The sequence below is a fragment of the Roseateles sp. GW821-FHT09G03 genome (assembly GCF_059416045.1).
Genome location: NZ_JBWKOK010000002.1, coordinates 26,084 through 48,940 on the forward strand (window position 1 = coordinate 26,084; position 22,857 = coordinate 48,940).

At 68.1% G+C, this 22,857-nt stretch carries 17 protein-coding genes; 5 read left to right on the forward strand and 12 right to left on the reverse strand.

Annotated features, from left to right (window positions below; all coding sequences use genetic code 11):
* Positions 1-17: 17 nt before the first annotated feature.
* From AC07OZ_RS07360 to AC07OZ_RS07385, 6 genes are all read right to left on the reverse strand, one after another.
* Positions 18-1,079, reverse strand: coding sequence for a histidine kinase (locus AC07OZ_RS07360; RefSeq protein ID WP_495466521.1), 1,062 nt, complete (start codon positions 1,077-1,079; stop codon positions 18-20).
* A 164-nt stretch (positions 1,080-1,243) separates the two neighbouring features.
* A complete protein-coding gene (locus AC07OZ_RS07365) occupies positions 1,244-1,966 on the reverse strand; it encodes an ABC transporter ATP-binding protein (protein WP_495046846.1) in 723 nt (240 codons plus the stop codon).
* A gap of 34 nt (positions 1,967-2,000) precedes the next feature.
* Positions 2,001-3,941: a branched-chain amino acid ABC transporter ATP-binding protein/permease gene (locus AC07OZ_RS07370; protein WP_495466522.1), complete on the reverse strand. Its 1,941-nt coding sequence runs from the start codon at positions 3,939-3,941 to the stop codon at positions 2,001-2,003.
* 6 nt (positions 3,942-3,947) lie between these two features.
* Positions 3,948-4,823, reverse strand: a complete 876-nt coding sequence (locus AC07OZ_RS07375) for a branched-chain amino acid ABC transporter permease (RefSeq protein ID WP_495466523.1) — start codon at positions 4,821-4,823, stop codon at positions 3,948-3,950.
* Positions 4,824-4,912: 89 nt separating this feature from the next.
* Positions 4,913-6,145 (reverse strand): ABC transporter substrate-binding protein, encoded by a 1,233-nt coding sequence (locus AC07OZ_RS07380; protein ID WP_495466524.1) that lies wholly within the window; start codon positions 6,143-6,145, stop codon positions 4,913-4,915.
* Between the two features lie 270 nt (positions 6,146-6,415).
* Positions 6,416-7,408: a Fic family protein gene (locus tag AC07OZ_RS07385; protein WP_495466525.1), complete on the reverse strand. Its 993-nt coding sequence runs from the start codon at positions 7,406-7,408 to the stop codon at positions 6,416-6,418.
* 213 nt (positions 7,409-7,621) lie between these two features.
* On the opposite strand from AC07OZ_RS07385, the gene AC07OZ_RS07390 reads away from it, so the two are divergent.
* A complete protein-coding gene (locus tag AC07OZ_RS07390) occupies positions 7,622-7,831 on the forward strand; it encodes a hypothetical protein (protein ID WP_495466526.1) in 210 nt (69 codons plus the stop codon).
* Between the two features lie 44 nt (positions 7,832-7,875).
* On the opposite strand, the gene AC07OZ_RS07395 is transcribed toward AC07OZ_RS07390, so the two are convergent.
* From AC07OZ_RS07395 to AC07OZ_RS07405, 3 genes are all read right to left on the reverse strand, one after another.
* Complete coding sequence (locus AC07OZ_RS07395) at positions 7,876-9,120, reverse strand: MFS transporter (RefSeq protein ID WP_495466527.1); 1,245 nt, start codon at positions 9,118-9,120, stop codon at positions 7,876-7,878.
* A 76-nt stretch (positions 9,121-9,196) separates the two neighbouring features.
* Entirely contained in the window at positions 9,197-10,480 is a 1,284-nt protein-coding gene (locus tag AC07OZ_RS07400; RefSeq protein ID WP_495466528.1) for an FAD-dependent monooxygenase, read from the reverse strand.
* 161 nt (positions 10,481-10,641) lie between these two features.
* Entirely contained in the window at positions 10,642-12,417 is a 1,776-nt protein-coding gene (locus tag AC07OZ_RS07405) for an alkaline phosphatase D family protein (RefSeq protein WP_495466529.1), read from the reverse strand.
* 222 nt (positions 12,418-12,639) lie between these two features.
* Between AC07OZ_RS07405 and AC07OZ_RS07410 the strand changes: the two genes are divergently transcribed.
* The 4 genes from AC07OZ_RS07410 to AC07OZ_RS07425 all read left to right on the forward strand — a co-directional run bounded on the left by AC07OZ_RS07410 (position 12,640) and on the right by AC07OZ_RS07425 (position 19,922).
* The gene (locus tag AC07OZ_RS07410) at positions 12,640-13,620 is read left to right on the forward strand and encodes a potassium channel beta subunit family protein (protein WP_495466530.1); all 981 of its coding nucleotides are present in this window, start codon (positions 12,640-12,642) and stop codon (positions 13,618-13,620) included.
* Between the two features lie 235 nt (positions 13,621-13,855).
* Positions 13,856-17,224: a ligand-binding sensor domain-containing protein gene (locus AC07OZ_RS07415; protein ID WP_495466531.1), complete on the forward strand. Its 3,369-nt coding sequence runs from the start codon at positions 13,856-13,858 to the stop codon at positions 17,222-17,224.
* A 320-nt stretch (positions 17,225-17,544) separates the two neighbouring features.
* Entirely contained in the window at positions 17,545-18,789 is a 1,245-nt protein-coding gene (locus tag AC07OZ_RS07420) for a cation:proton antiporter (protein ID WP_495466532.1), read from the forward strand.
* Positions 18,786-19,922, forward strand: a complete 1,137-nt coding sequence (locus AC07OZ_RS07425) for a YbdK family carboxylate-amine ligase (protein WP_495466533.1) — start codon at positions 18,786-18,788, stop codon at positions 19,920-19,922. Before AC07OZ_RS07420 ends, AC07OZ_RS07425 begins: the two co-directional genes overlap by 4 nt.
* Positions 19,923-20,014: 92 nt before the next feature.
* Here the strand turns inward: AC07OZ_RS07425 and AC07OZ_RS07430 are convergent, their stop codons facing one another.
* The 3 genes from AC07OZ_RS07430 to murU all read right to left on the reverse strand — a co-directional run bounded on the left by AC07OZ_RS07430 (position 20,015) and on the right by murU (position 22,743).
* Entirely contained in the window at positions 20,015-21,196 is a 1,182-nt protein-coding gene (locus tag AC07OZ_RS07430) for an ATP-binding protein (RefSeq protein ID WP_495466534.1), read from the reverse strand.
* Positions 21,197-21,557: 361 nt separating this feature from the next.
* Positions 21,558-22,064 (reverse strand): YcxB family protein, encoded by a 507-nt coding sequence (locus tag AC07OZ_RS07435; RefSeq protein ID WP_495466535.1) that lies wholly within the window; start codon positions 22,062-22,064, stop codon positions 21,558-21,560.
* Complete coding sequence (murU, locus tag AC07OZ_RS07440) at positions 22,054-22,743, reverse strand: N-acetylmuramate alpha-1-phosphate uridylyltransferase MurU (RefSeq protein ID WP_495466536.1); 690 nt, start codon at positions 22,741-22,743, stop codon at positions 22,054-22,056. The genes AC07OZ_RS07435 and murU overlap by 11 nt, the downstream gene beginning before the upstream one ends.
* Positions 22,744-22,857: the final 114 nt, after the last annotated feature.

Here is a 22,857-nt window from a genome sequence, read left to right on the forward strand (position 1 = left end):
CGCCCCTTCGCCGCGGATCATCCGGCGCGCGCATAGCTGGCCTGCGGCTCACGCGCGCGCTGGACCACTTCGCCCAGACAGTCGGGATAACGGCGCTGCAGGTGCTTCAGTCCTGCCTGCCGGCTGGCCTTGTAGTCCAAGGTTTCCTGCAGGAACTGCAGTCGTGCCCGGTTCTCGTCGATGACCTCGGCCCACGTCGTCACCCGGACCGAGAAGTTGTACGGAAGATGCACCTGCCGCTCCAGTTCCGCGTGATCGAGCGCGCCCTTGGCGAGCTCCCGGCCCACCAGCCAGAACGACCATTTGACCTCGACGCCGCGGAAGCGCTCATCGCGGGACACACGCTTGGCGTAGCGGTTGATCTGATCGATCTCGTCCTCGGAGATCTTGACCCGCGGCGCCTTGAGTTCCACCACCAGATGCTCCAGCGTCGACGGCTGGTGACGCCTCGTCGCGCGGGAGAACATGAGGTCGATGATGGCCAGCCTGTCTTTCGGACCGTCGAGCGGCTGGTCGATCTGGACCTCGCTTCCCAGCAGCTTCTGGTGCTTGCGCAACACCTCCGTGAGCGACCGGCTGTCGACGGAGAGCGCGAATTCGTCGCCGAAGAGCCACGGGTTGCGCGCGACGATGGGATGCAATTCGCCGCGTTCCTTCACATGCGGCTGGAGTTGCTTGTCGAACAGGAGCGTCTCCAGGCCATCGAGCAGCTGAAGCCTCTGCGTGACCACATGCGACTCCCGGATCACCGACGACAAGGACACGTCCTTGAGGAGCTCCGCCATCATCTGCCGTTCCTCGGCAGGCAGGTTGAGCACCTCGGTCAGCAGGAGTTGAAGCTCTTCCGGCCCGCACTCGACCGCCTGCCTCAAGACTCGGAACTGGAGTGCGATCGCCTCCGGCGCCAGTGTGCGGAACACGGGATGGAAGCGCGACAGATGCCAGGCGACCTGGTCGAACAGCTGTCGTTCCAGCAGCTCGACGGAGGTCGCCGGATCGCGCGGGAACGGATAGAGGCCTTGCGCCTGCCACGCTTCAACGGGCGGGCGGTCCGGCTCGCGATGGGAATCGGTCGTCATGCATTCACCTCGACTGCTTGAAGCCCGGTTGGGCGATGCAGTCACTCTATGCAAGCGCGTCGCGGCTGACACCTGTGCATTCGCGGTCGATGCGATGACGATTCCGACTTGTCGATGCAGGCGCAATGCCCGATCGATGTGAGCAGGGCCGCTCAGTGCCCGGCTCAGTGCCCCCCGCCCAGATACGCCGCCTTCACCGCCGGATCCGTGCGCAGCTTCTCCGCCGGTCCGTGCAGCGAGATGCGGCCGTTCTCCAGCACGTAGCCGTAGTCCGCCACCGCCAGCGCCGCCGCGGCGAACTGCTCCACCAGCAGCATCGTCACGCCCTCCGACTTCAGGCGCGCGATGATGCGGAACACTTCGTCCACCAGGATGGGCGCCAGTCCCATCGAGGGCTCGTCCAGCAGCACGACCTCCGGATTCAGCATCGTCGCCCGCGCCATCGCGAGCATCTGCTGCTCGCCGCCGGACAGCGTGCCCGCGAGCTGCTGACGCCGCTCCTTCAGGCGCGGGAACAGCTCCATCGCCTTCTCGAGGTCGGCCTCCACATCGCCCTTGGGCCGCGCGCCCGTGTAGCGCGGGAACGCGCCCAGGCGCAGGTTGTCGGTGACGCTCATCGTCGCGAAGACGCGGCGTCCTTCCGGCGAATGCGCCAGTCCCAGCCGGGCGATGTGATACGACTCCAGCCCGTCGATGCGCTTGCCGTTGAGCGTGATCTGCCCCGAGCTCGGCGCGATCATCCCCGACACCGCGCGCATCGTCGTCGTCTTGCCGGCCCCGTTCGAGCCGATCAGCGTCACCACCTTGCCCTTGGGCACTTCCACCGAGATGCCGTGCAGCACCTCGACCTTGCCGTAGCCGGCATGCAGTTGATCGATCTTCAGCATGTCAGTCCGTTCCGCTTCCCGTTCTGCTTCCCGCTCATGCCGTCTGGCCGCCGAGGTAAGCCTCGATGACCTTGGGATCGGCCTGCACCTGCGCCGGCTTGCCCTCGGCGATCTTCTGGCCGAAGTCCAGCACCGACACCACGTCGCAGATGCCCATCACCACGTCCATGTGGTGCTCGATCAGGATCACCGTGATGCCGTGGTCGCGGATCTTGCCGATGATGCGCATCAGCTCCTTGATGTCCGGCGCGGTCAGCCCCGCCGCCGGCTCGTCCAGCAGCAGCAGGCGCGGATCCAGCGCCAGCGCCCGGGCGATCTCCAGCAGCCGCTGCTTGCCGTAAGGCAGGTTGCGGGCCTCCTCGAGCGCGAGGTCCGCCAGGCCGACGAACTCGAGCAGGCTCAGCGCCCGCGCGCGGGCCTTCGCGTCTTCCTCCGTGTAGCGCGGCGAGTGCAGCGCCACCTGCACCAGGTTGCTGCCGAAGCTGTGATGCAGCGCCACCATCACGTTGTGCAGCGCGCTCATCTCGCCGAACAGCTGCACGTTCTGGAAGGTCCGCGCGATGCCCGACAGCGCGATGTCCGCCGAGGTCCGCCCGACCAGCGAGCGGTCGACGAATTTCAGGTCGCCCGCCGTCGGCACGTAGATGCCGGTCAGCACGTTCATCATCGTGCTCTTGCCCGAGCCGTTCGGCCCGATCAGGCCGTGGATGGTGCCGCGCCGCACCTGCAGGTCCACGTTGTTCAGGGCTTTCAGGCCGCCGAACTGCATCAGCACGCCGCGTGCGTCGATGAGGATCTCGTCGCCCGCGTCGGCGCCTGTGGCCTGGGAAATCGCATCCGAGGGCTTCTCCGCCACCGGACCGCCCTCGCCCACCGGCTTGGCCTTGATGTGCAGCGCGTTGCGCACGAAACCGACGATGCCGTCCTGCAGGTAGTACACGACGAACAGCGTGATCAGCCCGAAGATCGACAGGCGCCAGTCCGTCATCGACTGCAGCACGAAGGACAGCCCCGCCAGCGCGATGCTGCCGACCACCGGGATCGCCGCCTGCTTCAGGTCGACCTTGCCCCGGCGGTACGCCACCACGGTGACCGCGGTCACGACGATCGCGAAGATCACCGACACGTAGCGGAACAGCTCCAGGTCGTCGAGCAGCTTGGGCAGCACCACGACGATCGCCGCGCCCAGCAGCGCGCCGGTGCGGGTCTTGCGGCCGCCCATGATGATGGCCAGCAGGAAGAAGACCGTCAGCTCGAAGTTGTAGGTGTTGGGCGAGATGTACTGCTCGGAGTAGGCGTACAGCGCGCCGGCCAGGCCGGCCAGGCCCGCGCTGATCACGAACGCGTAGACCTTGTAGCGGTACACCGAGACGCCCATGCAGTCCGACGCCACCGGGCTGCCGCGCAGCGCCTCGAACGCGCGCCCGAGGTGCGAGCGCAGCACGCGGTGCACGAACACCAGCGACGCGATCAGCATCACCACGACCAGCCAGTAGTACTCGTCCTCCGTCATCGTGTGGCCCATCAGCTGGGGCTTGGTGAGCGTGATGCCCATCGGCCCGTGCGTCAGGAAGTCCATCTCGTTGATGAGGATCTGGATGATGGTGCCGAAGGCCAGCGTCACCATCGCCAGGTAGGGCCCGGTCACCCGCAGCGCCGGCAGCGCGAGCAGCGCGCCGAAGCCCGCCGTCACGGCGATCGCCGCCGGCAGCGTCAGGTAGATCGGCAGGCCGAACTTCATGACCAGCACGCCGGCCGTGTAGGCGCCGACGCCGAACAGGCCCGCATGGCCGAGCGACACCTGCCCGGTGTAGCCCACGACGATGTCGAGCCCGAACAGGACGATCGCGTAGATCAGGATCGTCTCGACCAGATGGATGTAGTACGGGTTGCCGGACACCAGCGGGAACGCGAGCAGCGCGACGAGCGCGATCGCGCCCGCGATGAATTTCTTCGGATTGATCTTGGTGCTCATGAACGCTCAGACCTTCTTGATCGCGGTCTTGCCGAACAGGCCGGCCGGCTTGAACGCCAGCACGATCAGCAGCAGCACGAGGCCCGGCACGTCCTTGTAGCCGGTGGACAGGTAGAAGCCGGTGGTCGTCTCGGCGATGCCGAGGATGATCCCGCCGACGATGATGCCCATGCCCGAGGTCAGCCCGCCGATGATGGCCACGGCGAAGGCCTTCAGGCCGAGTACCGCGCCCATCGTGGCGCCGGTCAGCGTCAGCGGCGCGATCAGCACGCCGGCGAAGGCCGCCGTCAGCGACGACAGCGCGTACGAGAAGGTGATCACCAGCCCCGTGTTGATGCCCATCAGCTTGGCGGCGTCGCGGTCGTTGAAGGTCGCGACGACGGCGCGGCCGTAGATCGAGCGCCGGTTGAAGAGCTCCACCGCCAGCATCATCGCCAGCGCGCCGCCGACGACCAGGATCTCCATCGGCAGCACGTTGGCGCCGAGGAACTGGATGGGCGCCTCCGGCAGCGGCGAGGGGAACTTCAGGTCGTCGCGGCCCCACACGTTCTCGGCCACGTTCTTGAAGATGATGCCCAGCGCGATGGTGGACATGATCCAGCCGAACTCCGACTTGATCTTGATGGCGGGCCGCACGCCGATGCGTTCGACGAAGGCGCCCTGCACCGCGCCGAACAGGCACACGATCGGGATCATGAGCCAGTAGTTGACGCCGTGGCCGACGAGGGTCAGCCCGACCAGCGCGCCGAGCATCAGCGCATCGCCCTGGCCGAAGTTGAGGGTGTCGGAAGTCGAGAAGGTCAGCTGGTAGCCGAAGGCGATGACCGCGTAGATCATGCCGAGCGCGATGCCGCTGAACACCAGTTGGGTCAGGATCTGCATACGGAGTCCGGAACTGCTGGGAAGTCGGAGGAGCCGTCGCGCGGACGGCTCCCGGAAAAACGGCCGCGCGAGGCGGCCGTTTCAGGGGGTCACTTCTTCTGGGTCAGCGCGCCCTTGGCGTTCACGTCCTTGACCTTGACCTCGGAGGCCGCCTTGAAGTCGGCCTCGTAGGCGTAGACCACGCGCTGGCCCTTCACTTCGCCGAACACCGGGATGTTGGCGGTGATGGCCTCGTGGTCGGTCTTCGTGAACGGCTTGTTGTAGGTCGTCACGACGCCTTCCACCGGCGCCTTCAGGTCTTCCAGGGCTGCCTTGACCTTGGGACCGTCGGTGCCGCCGGCCTGCTTGATCGCGGCGGCCAGCAGGTAGATCGAGTCGTAGCCCTGCGCGGCCGACACCGGCGAGTCGATGCGGCTGTTCTTCGGGTTGAACGTCTTCAGGTAGTTGACGATGAAGGACTGGCGCTTGGGCGTCGTCGGTTCCTGGATGAAGGTCTGCGGCATGCGCGCGCCTTCGCCGCCGGGGCCAGCGTTGTCGATGTAGTTGGCCATCGACAGCGTCCAGCTGCCGACCATCGGCACCTTCCAGCCGAGCTTGGTCATGCCGTTGGCGATCTGCGCGAGCTCGGGGCCGATGCCGTAGGTCAGGATGGCTTCGGCGCCGGCTTCCTTGGCCTTCAGCAGCTGGGCCGTCATGTCGACGTCCTTGATGTTGAACTTCTCGACGGCGACCGGCTTGATGCCCTTGAGCTCCAGCGCCTTCTCCAGGTCGGCGCGGCCGAGCTGGCCGTAGTTGGTCGAGTCGGCGAGGATGGCGACCTTCTTGAAGCCGCGGCGGGTGACGGCTTCCTCGACGATCATCGGCGCCTGGATGCTGTCGTGGGCGGCGTTGCGGAACACGTAGTTGTCCGGCGCGTCCTTGAACTGCTGGGTGATGACGGAGCCGGTGGCCACGTTGTTCATCACCGGGATCTTGGCGTCCTGGTAGAAGCGCTGGGCGGCCAGAGCGACGCCGGTGTTGATGAAGCCGACAGTGGCGGTCACCTTCTCACGATTGATCAGCTCCTGGGCGATCTGCACGCCGCGTTCGTTCTTGGCTTCGTCGTCGCGTTCGATGAGCTGGATCTGGCGACCCAAGACCCCGCCGTTCTTGTTGATTTCCTGGGCTGCCAATCGCACACCGTCGCGCATGCTGACGCCCATCGACGACGAACCGCCGGTGAACGGGCCCGAGACGCCGATCTTGATCGGGTCGGCCGCGGTGGCGGCGAAGCTGGCGGCGGCCAGTGCGGTAGCGGTGATCCAACGCGCGCTGAACTTCATGTTTGTCTCCGAATGGTCTTTGTGCATGAGGGGTCGGAATGCCAACCCGCCAACGAGGAAGCCGTCAGACAACAAACGGCCCGTCGTTGGGCGTCAGCCTTCTCGGCACATGGTGCATCAAGCGTGTCGAATTGCACGCATGCGACTACGTAATCGAAAACCCCGATCGGAGTGTTCAGCGTCGTGTCAGGTAGGTGGACGTGTCGACAGGGATCACCAACGAGGTGCATCCGGACAGCGTTTTCCGGGGCGTCCGACGGGTCGGAAGGATCACGCGAGGAAGACCACGGCGTGCGGATCGGCGGGGCGTCGACCGGTGGTGATGTACTCCGCCAGATGCTCGCTGACCTCGTCGGCATTGAAGCCGTCGGCGCGCATGGCGGCGGGCACCTGACTCGCCCGCACGACCGACTTCGCATAGGCGCGGATGAACGTCCGCTCAAGGACGCGGGCGCTGCCGAGCTCGTAGAAGGCCACCATGCCGCGGAGGTACTCGGCCTTGTCGACATCGACATAGGACAGCGGCAGCAGACCCGACTCCAGCAAGGGCAGGTTGGCGGCGATGCGGGCGGTCCGCTTGTTGCCGTTGGCGAAGGACTGGATGTAGGCCACGCGGGTCAGCAGGTAGAAGGCCGCCTGCACGGGATGCAAGGTGCGGGCGACGGCCATCACCTGCCCGAGCAGCGAGGTCGCATGACCCGTTCCCGGCCGGAAGGGCGGAAGGTAGGCCGACTGCCGCAGACGGATGTCCTGGAACTCCCGCGGCCTGCCGCGCTGCTCGACCGGCAGGAAGTGATCGGAGTCGCAGACCTCCGCCAGGCCGTGATCGTCGGTCAGCAGCGCATGCATCCGGCAGAGGTTGTCGACGCTCCACTCACGGTCCGACCAGAGATGCGCCGCGGCCCGCTGATGGTTGAGCGCGAGCACGGCCTCGTCCATGGGCTTGGACGGGTTGCGCTCTCCGCACTCGATCAAGGTGGCCGTGTCGAGGACCGAATAGCTGCTCCCCTCCAGCAACGACGACGCCCAGGTGAAGTCGACGAGGAATTCGCTCAGGAACGCGCCATCGAGCGGACGGGCCAGCGCCTGGATGAAGGCGCATCGACCCGCCCGCATCGGGGAGAGCCCGGGCTCGGGATCGAGGAACTCATCGCGAAAAGGCGCAGCCGGGCGCGCGTCCGCGGGCTGCGAAAAGTGGAGCTCTTCTTCCGGGAACTGGGGGATCGTCGGCGTGGATCGGGCAAGGACAGCGTCGTTCTGCATGGGGCCTCTCAGGAATCATGAGAGACCGCATTCTTCGGATTCGCGCGCGGCGCGAAATGACCTGAAGTTGCCGACCGCACTCGCTGCGAGTCGTGCCACGCCCATCGGAGGTGTCATGCCGCCCCATTGCGCCGTCGCTACTCACGCCGTCCGGTCTGCAGGGATTCGCCCCGCGGGCCGTTCTTGATCCTCTTGAAGGAAGTGAGCAGCAAAATGAATGACATCCAGGAACTGGACCTGAGCCTGATGGATCAGGTCAGCGGCGGCATCATCGGCCCGGTCTGCTTCATCGGTTTCATCCGGGGCTGGGGCGGCGGGAAACTGCTGGACCTGGCCTGGGACGCGATCCGGGACCACAACGAGTCCGGCGCGGCGGCTGAATTCCAGACGGGCGCCGGCGCGGGCGCGGGCACGTTCGGCTGAACCACTCGTCTGACCGCGCGTCCGAAGGCGCGTCAGGCGGCGCATCACACGGCAGCTTGCTTCGCCCGGCGACGCAAGCTGCTGGCGGCGAGCGCGGCGACCGCCAGCACCGCCAGCGCATACCCCACCAGCGCGCCCCATCCGCTGTGATCCCAGAACCATCCACCCATCGCGCCGAGCGTGCTGGAGCCGATGTAGTACGCGAGCAGGTACAGCGACGCCGCATGCCCCTTGCTGCGGCCACCGAGCGCGCCGACCCAGGCGCTGCTCACCGAGTGCGCGACGAAGAACCCGATCGTCAGCAGCACGATGCCCACGATCACCGCCGGGAGCCAAGTCGTGAGCGTCAGCAGCACGCCGGTGATCGCCAGCCCGATGCCCGACAACAGCGCCGGCGCGCGGCCGAAGCGGTCGGACAGGCCGCCCGCCGTCGCCGATGCGGCGATGCCGAACAGGTAGGCGCAGAAGATCAATCCGATCGCGCTCTGGCTGAGCGAGAACGGCGCGCGCATCAGCCGGAAACCGGCGTAGTTGTAGACCGCGACGAACATGCCCATCATCAGGAAGCCCATCGCGAACAGCAGCGGCAGCATCGGATGCGTCAGGTGCCCGCGCCACGCGGCGACGTGCTCCGAGAGCTTCACGCCGGTGCGGCGCACGAAGTGCTTCGAGGGTGGCAGCAGGAACCAGAAACCGATCGCCGCCGCCAGCCCCAGCACGCTGACGACGAAGAGCGCCGGCCGCCAGCCGAAAGCATCGCTCAGCATGCTCACGCCGACCCGGCCCATCATCCCGCCGAAGGCCGTCCCGCCGACGTACTGACCCATCGCGCGACCCAGGCCCTTCGGATGGATCTCTTCGGCGAGGTAGGCCATCGCCACCGCCGGCACGCCGCCGAGGACCAGGCCCTCGATCGCCCGCGCGACCAGCATCGCATGCCAGCTCGGCACCACCGACGCGATCAGGTTCAGCACCGCGGCCATCGCCATCGAGGCGAACATCAGCCGCCGGCGGTCCATGCTCTCGGACAGCGCGCCCGCGCACAGGATCGCGAAAGCCAACGCCCCCGTCGCCAGCGACAGCGACAAGGCGCTGGCCGCCGCGCCGACGTGGAATTCCGCCGCGAACAGCGGCAGCAACGGCTGCACGCTGTAGAGCAGCGAGAAGGTCGTGAAACCCGCCAGGAACAGCGCGAACGCGATGCGGCGGTAGGCGGTGGTGCCGGGTTCCGCGTAGTCGTGGAGGGGAGCGGCGCCGGCGGAGCTCGCCGCGCCCGGGGGACTGCTCATGGAAGGGGTCGCGATCGATGACGGCTCAAGGGAACGTTCGGCGGGAAGGCTCGACGGAACAGCGCGGTGTCGGCGCTCAGCGGCGGCCGAACATCATCTGCCCCGCCAGCGCCCGCTTGAGCGGCGGCAAGGCCTGCAACGCGGCGAGGCCCAGGCCCCGCGCCGCCGGCAGCCCCGGCCAGCGCCAGGCGAAGGTGCGCGCCAGGAAATCGGTGGTGAGGATCGTCGCCCAGCGGTCCGGCGCGCGCTGCCACTCGACGCGCCGCAGCGCCATGTCGATGCGCGGATCGCGCCGCAGCGCCTCGACCAGTGCGAAGGCGTCCCGCAGTCCCAGGTTCAGGCCCTGGCCCGCCACCGGATGCAGCGTCTGCGCCGCGTTGCCGATGCGGATGCGGCGCCCCTCGACCAGCGTGCGCTCGGCGTTCAGGCCCAGCGGGAAACACTTCAGCGGACCGATGCCCTGCAGGCGCCCAACGCGGTCGGGCAGCTGCTGCTGGATCACCCTCAGCCGCTGCGCGTCGGTCAGGCCGGTCACCTCGTCCTCGTCCTGCGGCTGGCACCAGATCAGCGCGGCGCGGCGTTGGCCCTCGCGGTCCGGCAGCGGCAGCAGCGCCAGCGGGCCGCGTCGCGTGAAGCGCTCGTAGGCCACGCCCGCCGGGCTGTCCGGCGACAGCGTCACCGTGCCCACCCACGCGTTCTGCCTGTAGTCGTGCGCCAGTGCCTTGCGGGCCTGGTCGGAGAACACGCCGCCTTCCGCGACCACCGCCAGATCGAAGCGCTCGGCGATGCCGGCGTCGATCTCGACCTCGTCGGGACGGTCCTGCTTGATGCCGTCCACTGCCTGGCCGAAGCGGCTGATCAGGCGCTTCGGCTCCAGCGCGCTGGCCTGCTGCCAGGCGGCCTGCAACGGGGCCACGAGTTGCCCGTAGGCCAGCACGGCACCGAGTTGCGGCACCGACTGCTCGGCGGCGGAGAGGTGGACCTCCGGCTCGCCCGAGGGGCCGAACCAGGGACTGGAGAGCGTCGGCGGCGCCTGGCTCACGTGGACCTCGCGGATCGCCTGCGCCTGCGCCGCGGGCCACACGCGCAGGCGCTGCAGCAGCTGCACGCTGCCGAGCGACAGCGCGATGGTGCGCGGATCGCCGGAGACGTCGCGCTCCAAGGGCCGGGCGTCGAAGAGGCTGACCTGCGCCTGAGGCAGGTAGCGCGCGGCGAGCAGCGCCAGCGCGAGGCCCGCCGGACCCGCGCCGATCACCGCGAGGCGCAGCGGCGGCGCGTTGCCGTCGAACGAGGCATCGAAGGCATCGGCGACCGCGGGGGCGGGGCCGTCATGAGCGGCGGAGTCTGAAGGCTGGGGCATGGCATCGACCCGTGAAACGGCTCCGGTCGCGTCGGGCAACCGGTTGCGGATCACTATATCGCCGCCCTCCCCCCGCGCGGCTCGGACAGCGCCCACGGCGCGCAGGCCGTGGGGCTGTGCTCAAGGGCCCCCCGGTGGCGTTCAAGCGCGCTGGTGCGCGCTCAGACCGCGACCAGCTTGCGCCCACTCGCGCCGGGCAGCGTGCGCAGCGACTGCGCCACCGTCGCGGTGTACTCGCGGCTCAGGATCGTGCTGACGAAGATCCAGTCGCAGCGGCACTCGCCCGCCGTCGCGGTCACGGTCATGTAGCCGCGGCGCGAGGTGTCCGCGTAGACCAGCGGCCCGATCAGCTGCGTCAGCGCGCCGGCGAGCTGTTGCGGGTTCTCCTTGGGCAGGTACTCCTCGAAGCCCGGCGAGGTCACCGACGAGGTCGCGAACTCGACGCCGATCTGGCGGTTCGAGGCGTCGAGCAGGTCGTTCGCCCAGGCGTTGTGCGTGTCGCCGGCCAGCACGACCAGGTTCTTGTCCAGTTGGCGCGCGGTGCCCAGCAGCGTCTCGCGCGCGACCGGGTAGCCGTCCCACGCATCGAGGTTGTACGGAATGCTCGGCGCGGCGAGCACGGCCTGCTCCTGCGGCGACAGGCTGGCCGGGTTGCTCTGCGCCTTGGCGACGATCGCCGCGTACTGCGACACCGAGACGCCCGTGCCGGGCGCGTTGGCCTCGAACAGGATAGGCGCCGGGATATTCATCCGGCCCATCAGTACCTGCTGGCCCAGCACCTGCCAGGTCGCCGTCGACGCCTGCATCTGCGTCTGCAGCCACTGGCTCTGCGTCGCGCCCATCAGCGTGCGGTCGGTGCGGGCCATGTCGGCCTGGAACTTCGCGCTGTCCAGGCCGGTCTGGGTGATGTAGTCGGCGTAGTCGAGCTGCTCGTCGCGCGCGAGGACCCGCGTGTCCAGCATGTGCAGCGACATCAGCGCGCCGAAGTTGAAGCTGCGGTAGGTGGTCAGCGGGTCGCTGCCGTCGCGCACCGGCAGCCATTCATGCCAGGCCTGCACGGCGGCGGCGCGGCGCGTGGCGTAGTCGCCTTCGGTGGCCGGCTGGTGGTTCTCGGCGCCGTTCTTCCAGGCATCGTTCGCGACCTCGTGGTCGTCCCAGACGGCGATCATCGGCAGCGCGGCGTGCAGCTTCTGCAGATCGGCGTCGGCGCGGTACTGCGCATAGCGGCGGCGGTAGTCGGCCAGCGCGACGATCTCCTTCTGCGGCTCGACCACGCGGCCCAGGGCTTGCGCGCTCCCGCTCGCGTACTGGCCGGGGCCGTACTCGTAGATGTAGTCGCCCAGGTGGACGGCGACGTCGTAGCTGTCGGGCTCGGCGCGCTTGGCCGCCTCGGCGTAGACGTTGAAGTAGCCGGTCGGGTAGTTCGAGCACGAGAACACCGCCAGCCGCACCTGCGCCACGTTGGCCGCCGGCAAGGTCTTCGCGCGACCGACGGTCGAGGTCGCCGCGTAGGCCTTGAAGCGGTACCAGTAGCGCACGCCGGACTGCAGCCCGGTCGCGTCGACCTTCACGCAGAAATCGCCCGACGCGCGCGCGGTCGCCGTGCCGCTGGCGACGATGGAAGCGAAGGCGGCATCGCTCGCGACCTCCCAGCTCACCGGCACGTCGCGCACATCGGCGGCGTCCTGCGCCAGCACGCGGGTCCACAGGATCACGCGGTCGCTGAGCGGATCGCCGCTGGCGACGCCGTGGCTGAAGACGACCGCGACCTGCGGCGCATCGCCGTCGTCGCTGCCGCAGCCGGCCAGCGGCAGTCCGGCCAAGGCGCCGGCCGCCAGCGCGCCACGCACCAGATGGCGCCGCGTGTGGTCGATGGTCTCGGAGGACGAGACGGGCTCGTCGTTCTTGAGCAGGTTCAGCAGGGGCTTCTTGGTCATGGTCGGGCGAGCGGTGGGCTTGCGAAATGAGGATGAAGCACGTGCAGTCGCATGTGCGCGGCACAGTGTTCGGCTTCACGGTGACATCACGACGACAGGGCGGCGGCAGCTTGACGTCAGAGGCAACCCCACGGCGGCGGGGCATTCGACATGCCGTCTGACAGCCGCGCCGCGCTCCGCTACGCTTGCGCGCCTCTGAGAGAGACAACCAAGGAGAGAAGCATGCAATACCGTCGACTCGGCCGCAGCGGCCTGCAGGTGTCCGAACTGTCCCTGGGCTCCTGGGTGACGTATCACAACCAGGTCGACACGGGCTCGGCCGTCGAGCTGATGGCCGCGGCCCGCGACGCCGGCATCAACTTCTTCGACAACGCCGAGGCCTACGCGCTCGGCAAGAGCGAGGAGATCATGGGCCAGGTCTTCAAGCAGCTGGGATGGGGCCGCCACACCTACGTCGTGTCGACGAAGTTCTACTGGGGCATCGACAAGTCGGGCACCACGATCAACTACAAGGACACGCTCAACCGCAAGTACCTGATGCAGGCGATCGACGGCTCGCTCAAGCGCTTCGGGCTGGACGAGATCGACCTCGTCTACTGCCACCGTCCCGATCCGCACACGCCGATCGAGGAGACCGTGCGGGCGATGAGCGACATGATCACGCAGGGCAAGGCGCACTACTGGGGCACCAGCGAGTGGAGCGCCGACGAGATCCGCGCCGCCTGGGAGATCGCCGAGCGCCACCACCTGCACAAGCCGGTGATGGAGCAGCCGCAGTACCACCTGTTCCACCGCCAGCGCGTGGAGAAGGACTATGCCCGCCTCTACGAGGACATCGGCCTGGGACTGACCACCTGGAGCCCGCTGGCGTCCGGCCTGCTGACCGGCAAGTACCGCAACGGCATCCCCGAGGGCAGCCGCGGCGCGCTGGAGAGCATGTCCTGGCTGCGCGAGCAGCTGCAGGAACCGCAGCGCAACGCGGCGGTCGCCGAACTCGGCAAGATCGCCGATGAACTGGGCTGCACGCTGGCGCAACTGGCCATCGCCTGGATCAACCGCAACCCGCGCGTGTCGACGGTGATCCTGGGCGCGAGCAAGCTCTCGCAGCTGCAGGACAACCTGGGCGCGCTGGCCGTCACGCCAAAGCTGACCCCGGACATCCTGGCGCGCATCGACGCCATCACGCTGCCGCTGGCGAAATGACGAAGTAAGCCGGTCCTGCTCCGCGGGCAGCGAGTGCCAGTGGGGCCGGAATGATGCGGGGGGTTCGCGGACGCGATGCCCCCTGCATCGTGGAGTGCCCGCGCCTGGCCTCCCGCAGGCTGTCCCGAAGGCTCGGGGTTTATCCGCAGACCGCCCGCCAAGCCCCTCATTGACGGGGCCGGGTTGTCGCGCCGGTGCCGCAGATCGGGCGGGAGGGCAGCTAGCATCCCGCGCGATGCTGCGACGACGTGCCTTTCCCCTGCTCCCGAGTCTGTGCGCCGCCGTCGTGCTGGTCCTGGCTTCGGCCATGGCGATCGCGCCGGGCGCGGTCGCGGCGTTCCCGGATGAAGCGCGTGCCGACCGTTCCGATCGGCCGGCGCCGCCCGAGGTGTCCCTGCTCGCCGAACCGCGCTTCGAGACCGTCGGCATCGACGCCCCGGTCCCGCTGAACATCATCTCGGCGATCGCGCAGGACCGCACCGGCTTCCTGTGGATCGGCACCGGCGCGGGGCTGGTGCGCTTCGACGGCTACAACTTCCGCCAGCCCGGCGCCCCGATCGAGAACGGCGTGCGTTCCGCGCGCAGCCTGGGTTTCATCCGCGCGCTGCTGGTGGCGCGCGACGGCCGCCTGTGGATAGGCACCGAGGCCGACGGCCTGGCCGCCTACGACCCGCAGAGCGAGAAGCTGTCGCTGTTCCGCTCCGACGCCAACCCGCAGCTGCCGCGCAGCGCGGTCTCCGCCGGAACCATCCGCGCGCTGGCCGAGGACCGCGACGGCCAGCTCTGGATCGGCACGATCGGCCACGGCCTGGACCGCTACGACCCGGTCGAAGGCCGCTTCCAACACTTCCGCCAAGCGGACCGCGCGCAGGGCGGCCTGCCGGACGACCGCGTCCAGTCGCTGGCCGTCGACGGCGAAGGCTCGCTCTGGGTCGGCACCTGGAAGGGCCTGGCGCGCAAGCGCGCCGGATCGGACCGCTTCGAGCCCGTGTTCTCGACGCCGGGCAAGCCGGGCCTCGCCGACAAGATCGTGCTGAGCCTGTTCGTCGCGCCCGACGGCCGCGTGTGGGCTGGCACGCAACAGGGCGACCTCGCCCTCATCGATCCGAAGACCGGCGAAGGCAGCCTGCTCGAACGCGCCGAAGAGGCGGTGAACGGCTCGGTCAACACCTTCGTCGCGCTGGACGACCGCCACCTCTGGCTCGGCCGCAACGGTGGGCTGGAGCTGCGTTCGGTGGCCAGCGGCGAGCTGCTGCGGACCATGAAGCACGACCCGCTGAACCGCGGCAGCCTCGGCGGCAACGAGGTCCGCGCGCTGATGCGCGATCGCGCCGGCTGGATCTGGACCGGCGGCTACGGCGGCGGCCTGCAGCGCCACAACCCGTCGAACACCAGCACCTGGGTGCGTGGCCGCGATCCGGGCAAGCAGGCGCAGCTGATCGATCCGAGCACCCGCGCGATGGTGCAGCTGGACAGCGGCGAGATCTGGCTCGGCAGCAATGAAAGCGGCGTGACGGTGCTCGACGAGCAGTTGCGCTCGATCGCCACCTTGCGCCCCGCGCCGGGTCAGCGCGGCGGGCTGTCGGGCGGACGCATCTCCAGCCTCGCCCAGATGAAGGACGGGACGATCTGGCTCGGCAGCGACGGCGGCCTGCACCAGTACACGCGCGAACGTCAGCTGCTCCGCGTCATCCAGGCCGGCACGGGCCGCGCGCGGCGGCTGCTCGCCGGCCGTGACGGCACCTTGTGGATCGGCACGCAGGATGGGCTCTACCGCCTGCCGCCGGGCCAGCCCGCGCAGGGCGGACAGGGTGTGCAAGGCGCACACGGCGCGCAGGCTGCTCCGGCCGCGCCGATCCGGCTGCGACAGGAGGGCGGCCAGCCGCTCACCGGGGACGTCAACGCGCTGTCCGAAACGGAGGACGGCGGCCTGTGGGTCGGCACCGAGAAGGGCCTGTACCGCCTCCCTGCTGGCGGCACGGAGCTGGTCGTCGCGCGCGCCCGGCCGGGCCGCGACATGAGCCACCACTCGATCGTCGGCCTGCTGGTCGATTCGAAGCAGCGCCTGTGGGTCGACACCGCGGCGGGGCTGCACCTGCTCACCCGCTGGGACGGCCGCGATGCCGAGTTCGACCGCATCAGCGAGAAGCACGGCGTCATCGGCCGTTCCTTCGGCGCCAACCTGCTCGAGGACGGCGAGGGCCGCATCTGGTCGCAGAACTTCGTCTACGACCCGGTGAAGGACAACTACTACGAGCTGACCAACGCGGACGGCGTGGACATCGGCACGGGCTGGTTCCGCGCCTACCTGAAGACGCGCGACGGCCGGCTGCTGTTCGGCGGCAGCAAGGGCGTGCTGGTGGTGACGCCCGAGCGCTTCGAGGCCTGGGCGTACCAGCCCGCGCTGGTCACGACGGAGCTGCGCGTGGATGGACAGCGTATGGCGGCCGGCAAGCTGCCCGAGGACGGCCTGACCATCGGCGCCGACAACCGCAGCTTCAGCGTCGAGTTCGCCGCGCTCGACTTCAGCGAGCCCGAACGCAACCGCTACGCGTATCAGCTCGAAGGCTTCGATCCGGAATGGATCAGCACCGGCGCCGACCTGCGCGTGGCGGTCTACACCAACCTCGATCCGGGCAAGTACCGGCTGCGCGTGCGCGGCACCAACCGCAACGGCGTGTGGAGCCCGCTGGAGCTCGACATCCCCGTGCGCGTGATGCCGGACTGGTGGCAGACCTGGTGGGCGCGCACGCTCGGCGGCGCCACCTTGATCGCGCTGGTCTACCTGCTGGTGGCCCTGCGGACCTCGTACCTGCGGCGTTCGCAGATGGCGCTGGAGATCAAGGTGCGGGCGCGGACGGCCGAGCTCGAGCGGCTCTCGCTCGACCTGCAGGCGAAGACGGTGGCGCTGGAGGAATCCAGCCTGTCCGATCCGCTCACCGGCTTGCGCAACCGCCGCTTCCTGACGCAGCACATCGACGCGGACGTGGCGCTCGCGGTGCGTCGCCACGAGCAGGCGCACAACGACGGCGCGGCGCCGCCGGAAGACGGCGACCTGATCTTCTTCCTGCTCGACCTCGACCACTTCAAGGCGCTGAACGACCGCCTCGGACACGCGGCCGGCGACGCGGTGCTGCAGCAGATGCGCGAGCGGCTGACCGCCGTGTTCCGCGAGGCGGACTACCTGGTGCGCTGGGGCGGCGAGGAGTTCCTCATCGTCGCGCGCGACACCTCGCGCGCCCATGCGGCGGAGCTCGCGGAACGCGCACGGCTGCAGGTCAGCGGCGCGCCGTTCGACCTCGGCGACGGCCGGACCGTGGACGTGACCTGCTCGGTGGGCTTCGCGGCCTTCCCGCTCGCGCCGGCCATTCCACGCGCGCTGGACTGGGCCGCGACGATCGCGCTCGCCGACGAGGCGCTGTATGCCGTCAAGCGCAGCGGCCGCAACGGCTGGGAAGGCGTCGTCGGCGTGCCGCCGCGGGACGACGTCCCCGACCTCGAGGGCGCACTGCGCCAGCACTCGCGCGAATCGATGGCAGACTGGCTGGCGAGCGGCGACCTGACGGTCGTTCGCTCTTCGCCGCCGGCCGACGCCAGAAGCTGAATCCAGGACTGAACCCGGATCCGCCTCTGCACGGACTCACGACGCCGGCAAGTCCTGACCCCTGGGGCATGGCCCGGCCGGATCACCTCCGGTCCGCCGATTGCCACACGTGCGACGAGACCGGCGGGGAGACGGCAATCGACGCTCCCGCCCGGTTGCCGATGACCGGCAATCGGTAAAGCCGACAAGTAAAGGCTGCCAGCGCCTGTCCTGGATCGCCGCCATGGCGACCGGATTGGCCCGATGATCGGGGGCTCTCCCCGGCCCACCGGATTCCGGAGCTGGCCGCCGTCCACGAATCGAGGAGAACCTTCGTTTTGATGAACGACTTTGCGAACTTCCTGCAGTTCAGCAGCTGGCCGCCCCGGCCCGACTGGCTGTTCTGGGCCTCGCTGACCATGGTGGCCGCCGGCGTGCTCGGCGAATTCGTGAACCGCCGCCTGGGCCTGCCCCGCGTCGTCGGTTACAGCGTCGTCGGCATGGTGCTGGCGGCGCTGGGTCACGGCATCTTCGCCAACGGCGCGCTCGACGCGCGGCTGCGGCTGGTCGTCGATCTGGCGCTCGCGCTGCTGCTGTTCGAGATGGGCTCGCGCGTGAACCTGCGCTGGCTGCGCAACAACAAGGCGCTGCTCGGTGCGAGCGCGGCGGAGGCGATCGCGTCCTTCGTCGTCGTCGGCTTCGGGCTGACGCTGCTCGGCGTGAGCCCGCTGGTGTCGTTCAGCTGCGCGGTGCTGACGATGGCGTCGAGCGCGGCGGTGGTCGGCAGAGTCGGCGCCGAGCTGCGCGCCGCCGGTCAGGTCAGCGAGCGCATGCTCGCGCTGACCTCGCTGAACACGATCTACGGCGTGCTCGCGCACAAGCTGCTGTTGGGCTGGCTCGCGCTGGACCAGAAGGGCGACTGGCTGGAAGCCGTCGCGCAGCCGCTGTATGCGTTCATCGGTTCGATCATCGTCGCCGCGCTGCTGGCGCGGCTCACCGCCAACCTGATGCGGCGGCTGGACCTGCGCAACGAGAACTCGGTGCTGATGCTGCTGGGTCTGGTGCTGGTGGCGCTGAGCGTGGCGCGGGTGCTCAACCTGTCGACGCTGCTGGTGCCGCTGCTGGCCGGCATGATCCTGCGCAACACGACCGAACGGCCGTGGGTGTGGCCGCGCCACTTCGGCACGGCGGGCGGGGTGCTGGTGCTGATGCTGTTCGTCGCGGTCGGTTCCGCATGGACGTTGCAGGCGCTGGCGATGGGCGCGGTGCTGGCGCTGGCACTGCTGCTGCTGCGCCTCTTGGCCAAAGCTCTCGCGCTCACCGGCATGGCGCGCCTCAGCGGCATCGACGCCCGCCAGGGCATCGCGCTGGCGGTGTGCCTGAGCCCGGTGTCCGGCACGATGCTGGTGCTCTTCAGCGAAGTACAGCTGCATCACCCTCAGACAGCCGCGCTGCTCGCGCCGGTCATCCTCTCGACGATCGCCTTGATGGAGCTGGTCGGCCCGATCGCCGTGCAATGGGGTCTGCGCCTCGCCGGCGAGCATCACCCTGAAACGCCTGTAGTCAAGGAGGCTGCGAAGCGATGAGCCTCGAACCATTTGCCATTTCGAAGCCCCTGACAATGGGTGTGGAGCTGGAGCTCCAGATCGTCAACCGCCACGACTACGACCTGATGCCGGGATCGAAGGACCTGCTGCGGGTGATGAAAGGCGAGACCGTGCCGGGCGACGTCACGCCCGAGATCACGGACAGCATGATCGAGCTCTGCACCAACGTCTGCACGAACTACGAGCAGGTGCTGGAGCAACTGACGGTCACGCGCGACGCGCTGGTGCGCAGCGCCGACCGGCTCAACCTGGGTCTGTCCGGCGGCGGCACGCACCCGTACCAGCACTGGAGCAAGCAGCGGATCTTCGACAAGCCGCGCTTCCAGGAGATCTCGTCGCTGTACGGCTACCTGAGCAAGCAGTTCACGGTGTTCGGGCAGCACGTGCACATCGGCTGCGAAGGCCCGGACCAGGCGCTGCGGCTGCTGCATGGGCTGTCGCGTTTCATCCCGCATCTGATCGCGCTGTCGGCGTCATCGCCGTATGTGCAGGGGAACGACACGGGCTTCCATTCGGCGCGGCTGAACTCGGTGTTCGCGTTCCCGTTGTCGGGGCGTGCGCCCTTCGTGCTGACCTGGGACGACTTCCTGGTGTTCTTCGAGAAGATGACCCACACGGGCGTCGTCAAGAGCATGAAGGACTTCTACTGGGACATCCGGCCCAAGCCCGAGTACGGGACGATCGAGGTGCGGGTGCTCGACACGCCGCTGACGATCGAGAAGGCGTCGGCGCTGGCGGCGCTGATCCAATGCCTGGCGCGGTGGATCTCGCACGACAAGCCGTTCGAGCTGCATGAGGACGACTACCTGCCCTACACGTTCAACCGGTTCCAGGCGTGCCGGTTCGGGCTGGACGGAACCTTCGTGGATCCGAAGAGCGGTGAGCACCGCAGCTTGCGTGAAGACCTGAACGTCACGCTGCATGCGCTGGAGCCGCATGCGGTGGCGTTGAAGGCGGAGCCGGCGCTGAGATATGTCCGAGAGGAGATGCGCTGGCAAGGCAACGACGCGACGTGGGCGCGCGGGGTCGTGGAGAAGGAGCAGCTGCTGAACGAGTTGGTGCGGCAGCAGTGCGAGCGCTGGGCGGGACGGCCCGTAGGCTCGGCTCGATGAGAGTGGCTTGATCGCGGCGACCCTCACGTAGAAGGTCGCCGCAGGGTTGCTGCTCACGGGCTGAATGCGTGGCATCCAGCCTGCATGCCGCTTCAGACAGCTTGGCTCCCCATCAGCGTGACACGCTGCGTCGACTCCGTCAGCAGGCGCCCCTCCTCCAGCGCCTCACGAATGCCGAACTCCTCCAGGGCATAGACGCCGTGGACGGAGCGCCAGAGAAATCCCTTGTCCTTGAGCGCATCCAGGGCCTGTTGAACGGTCTCGACGTTGATCGGTTCGTCGACATCATTACCGTCGTCCTGCTCTATCACCAACCGAAAGGTCTCCAAAGTACGGTTCCAGAACGGTACGAAACGCCGGCCCTGTGCGGCCAGCACGCGGAGTACCGCCGACTGTAGCGGGCTGAGCAATCCGATCAACGCCAGCAGGTTCTGAATGCGCGAATCGGCCCGTGACTCGATGGCCTCGGCAAACACCGCTGCGGCCTCTTCCGGGGTCCAGTTGTCTCGCAAAGCAAGTGCGTTCAGGCCGATCTGCATCCATTCAGGGCGGTAGCCCGAGCGCTCGAAGAGGGTGGACAACGCTCCCGCCTTCAACGCCGCGGAGGCCGGTGCACGCTCGCAAATCCAGTTCAGGTAGTCGACTCCGAGCGGCGGAAACTCCTTCATCGGAGCGCAGAAGAATGCCTGATCCTTCCATTCCACCAGCATGGCCAGCTTGTCGCGATTCGATCCGGTGGCCACGATCCGAAGGCCGTGGTGCGGCCCCATGTTCAGTTTGTCCCGAGCGGCCTTCAACGCATAGAGCGCGTTGCTTCCCTTGTCCGTCGTGATCGCATGCTGAGCCTCATCGACGATGAGCACGATCATTCGTTGGCACTCATCTGAGAGCATGGCCAATGCCTTCGCCAACGACACCTGCTTTCCGAGGCCGACCCGATCCATGGTGAAGGCGACCCCACCCATGTTCACTCGCTCCATGCCGGCCGAACGCGCAAAGCGCATGACGACGCTTTCATGCCGAGCGAGTTCTTCGCGGATGGCTTCAATGATGACGTCACCGGGATCCTGGTCGCGCTCCTCCCAGAGGTCAGCGTAGATGACGATAGCGCCGCGGCGCTTCAGCTCGGGGCAGAGGTCCTGCTGCAGGAACGTCGACTTGCCGGTGCGACGACGTGCGCCGAGAAAAAGGCCGGACCGTGCAGGTGCAAGGTCGTCGTCCAGGATGTGGCTCGCCAGCTCTTGGGCCAGCGCGGTGCGATGGAAGATGGGCACGGGTTACTTCTCCAGATCGATTCAACGAGGCTGAACGAGATCACCGAGCGGCGCCCTGATCTGTCGAGCCGCAATCGGAATCACGAGTACGCATGCTCTGCGCATCGACCCGAAGGCTCTCTGATTTAAATCAAAGACTTCTGGCGCTTCCTTCCTAGGTGGGAAGGGGGTCAGGTCTTGTCACTCAAGCGCGCACCAAATTGAAGCAACGCCTTGATCTCAGTCATGTACCTGCTACACAAGAAACCGCCCGCGATCTCAGGCCAGGTCATCGGCCTGAGATCGTGGGCGGCTCTGCGCTAGGTGCCCTCTCCTGTTTGAGATCGCAAACTGCGATCCCTAAAGTCCGAGGCGGCAGCGCTCAGCCGATCGCCTTCGCGTGCTGCTTCACCAAGGCCTGCAGCGCGTTCCACGACGCCTCATCGGCGAAGAAGCTTCGCGGCAGGACGTGCGCGCACATCGCGGAGTAATAGAGCAGGACGAGTTGATCGTCGAGCTTGTATCCGGTGATCTTGTCCCAGGGCAACTGGGCCGTGAGCGTTTCCGTCTTCCAGAGCAGCCCTGCCGCACTGACCTCGCCGCTTGCCTTGCCCTGGGTGCGGCTGAAGGCCTTCCACTGCTGACGCTCGATCAGGAAGCCCGCCCCGACGGCGATCGCAAACAGCAGCGCGAACGGCATCAGGTCGATCACGAACCTGACGGGGTCGCCGCGCAGCAATGTGAAGTCGCCAGCGCACCACATAATGACGAGCATCGCTGCCGGCAAGACGATGGCTGTTCGTCCCCACCACGGCGGCAGGCGACGCCGGATGTGGCGATATTCCGGCCACGTCACTTCACCTGCGAAGCGGACAGGCTCATTTCCCATTGAGTTCCTCCAACTGCTCCGGCGATCCCACATTCGCCCACGGCCCGGTGTAGAGCTCCGCCGTCACGGCTCGCGCGTGGATCGCGCGGTCGAGGCTCGCGCGGATGCGCTGGTGCTCTCCCGCCTGCACGCCGTCGAAGAACGCGCGCTTGTACAGGCCGATGTTGCTGTAGACCTCGAGGTCGCCGGCGATCGTCGCGAAGCCTGCCGCGTCGATACCGAAGTCGCCCTTCGGATGTCGCGGCTGCTTCGGCACGAACCACAGGTGCGCCAGCAGCGGGCCGGCCGCGAAGGCCGCGGCCTTCGCCGGATCGAACTCGAAGTCGGGAATGAAGATGTCCGCCGACACCGCCCAGAACGCGTCGTCGCCGTCCGCGCACAGCAGGTCCAGCGCCGTCGCGATGCCGCCGCCCGTCTCCAGCGCGCGGCCGTAACGCTCGCCTTCATGGCTGTAGTGCAGCGTCACGCCGAATCGCGCGCCGTCGCCCAGCGTCGCCTCGAACTGCTCGTGCAGCCACGCCGTGTTGATCACGATGTCCCGGATACCGGCGCGCGCGAAGGCCTCGATGTGCCATTCGATCAGCGGCTTGCCCCGCACCTTGAGCAAGGGCTTGGGCGTGTGGTCGGTCAGCGGCCGCATGCGCTCGCCGCGCCCGGCCGCGAGGATCATGGCTCGCATCGATGGGTCCAGAAATTGAGGCCGCGAGTTTAGAGCCCGCTCCGCGATACGCTTCCGCGCACTTTTCGTCACCCCGCGCACACCCGGAAACCGCTCCCCGGCGCCTTCACTAGA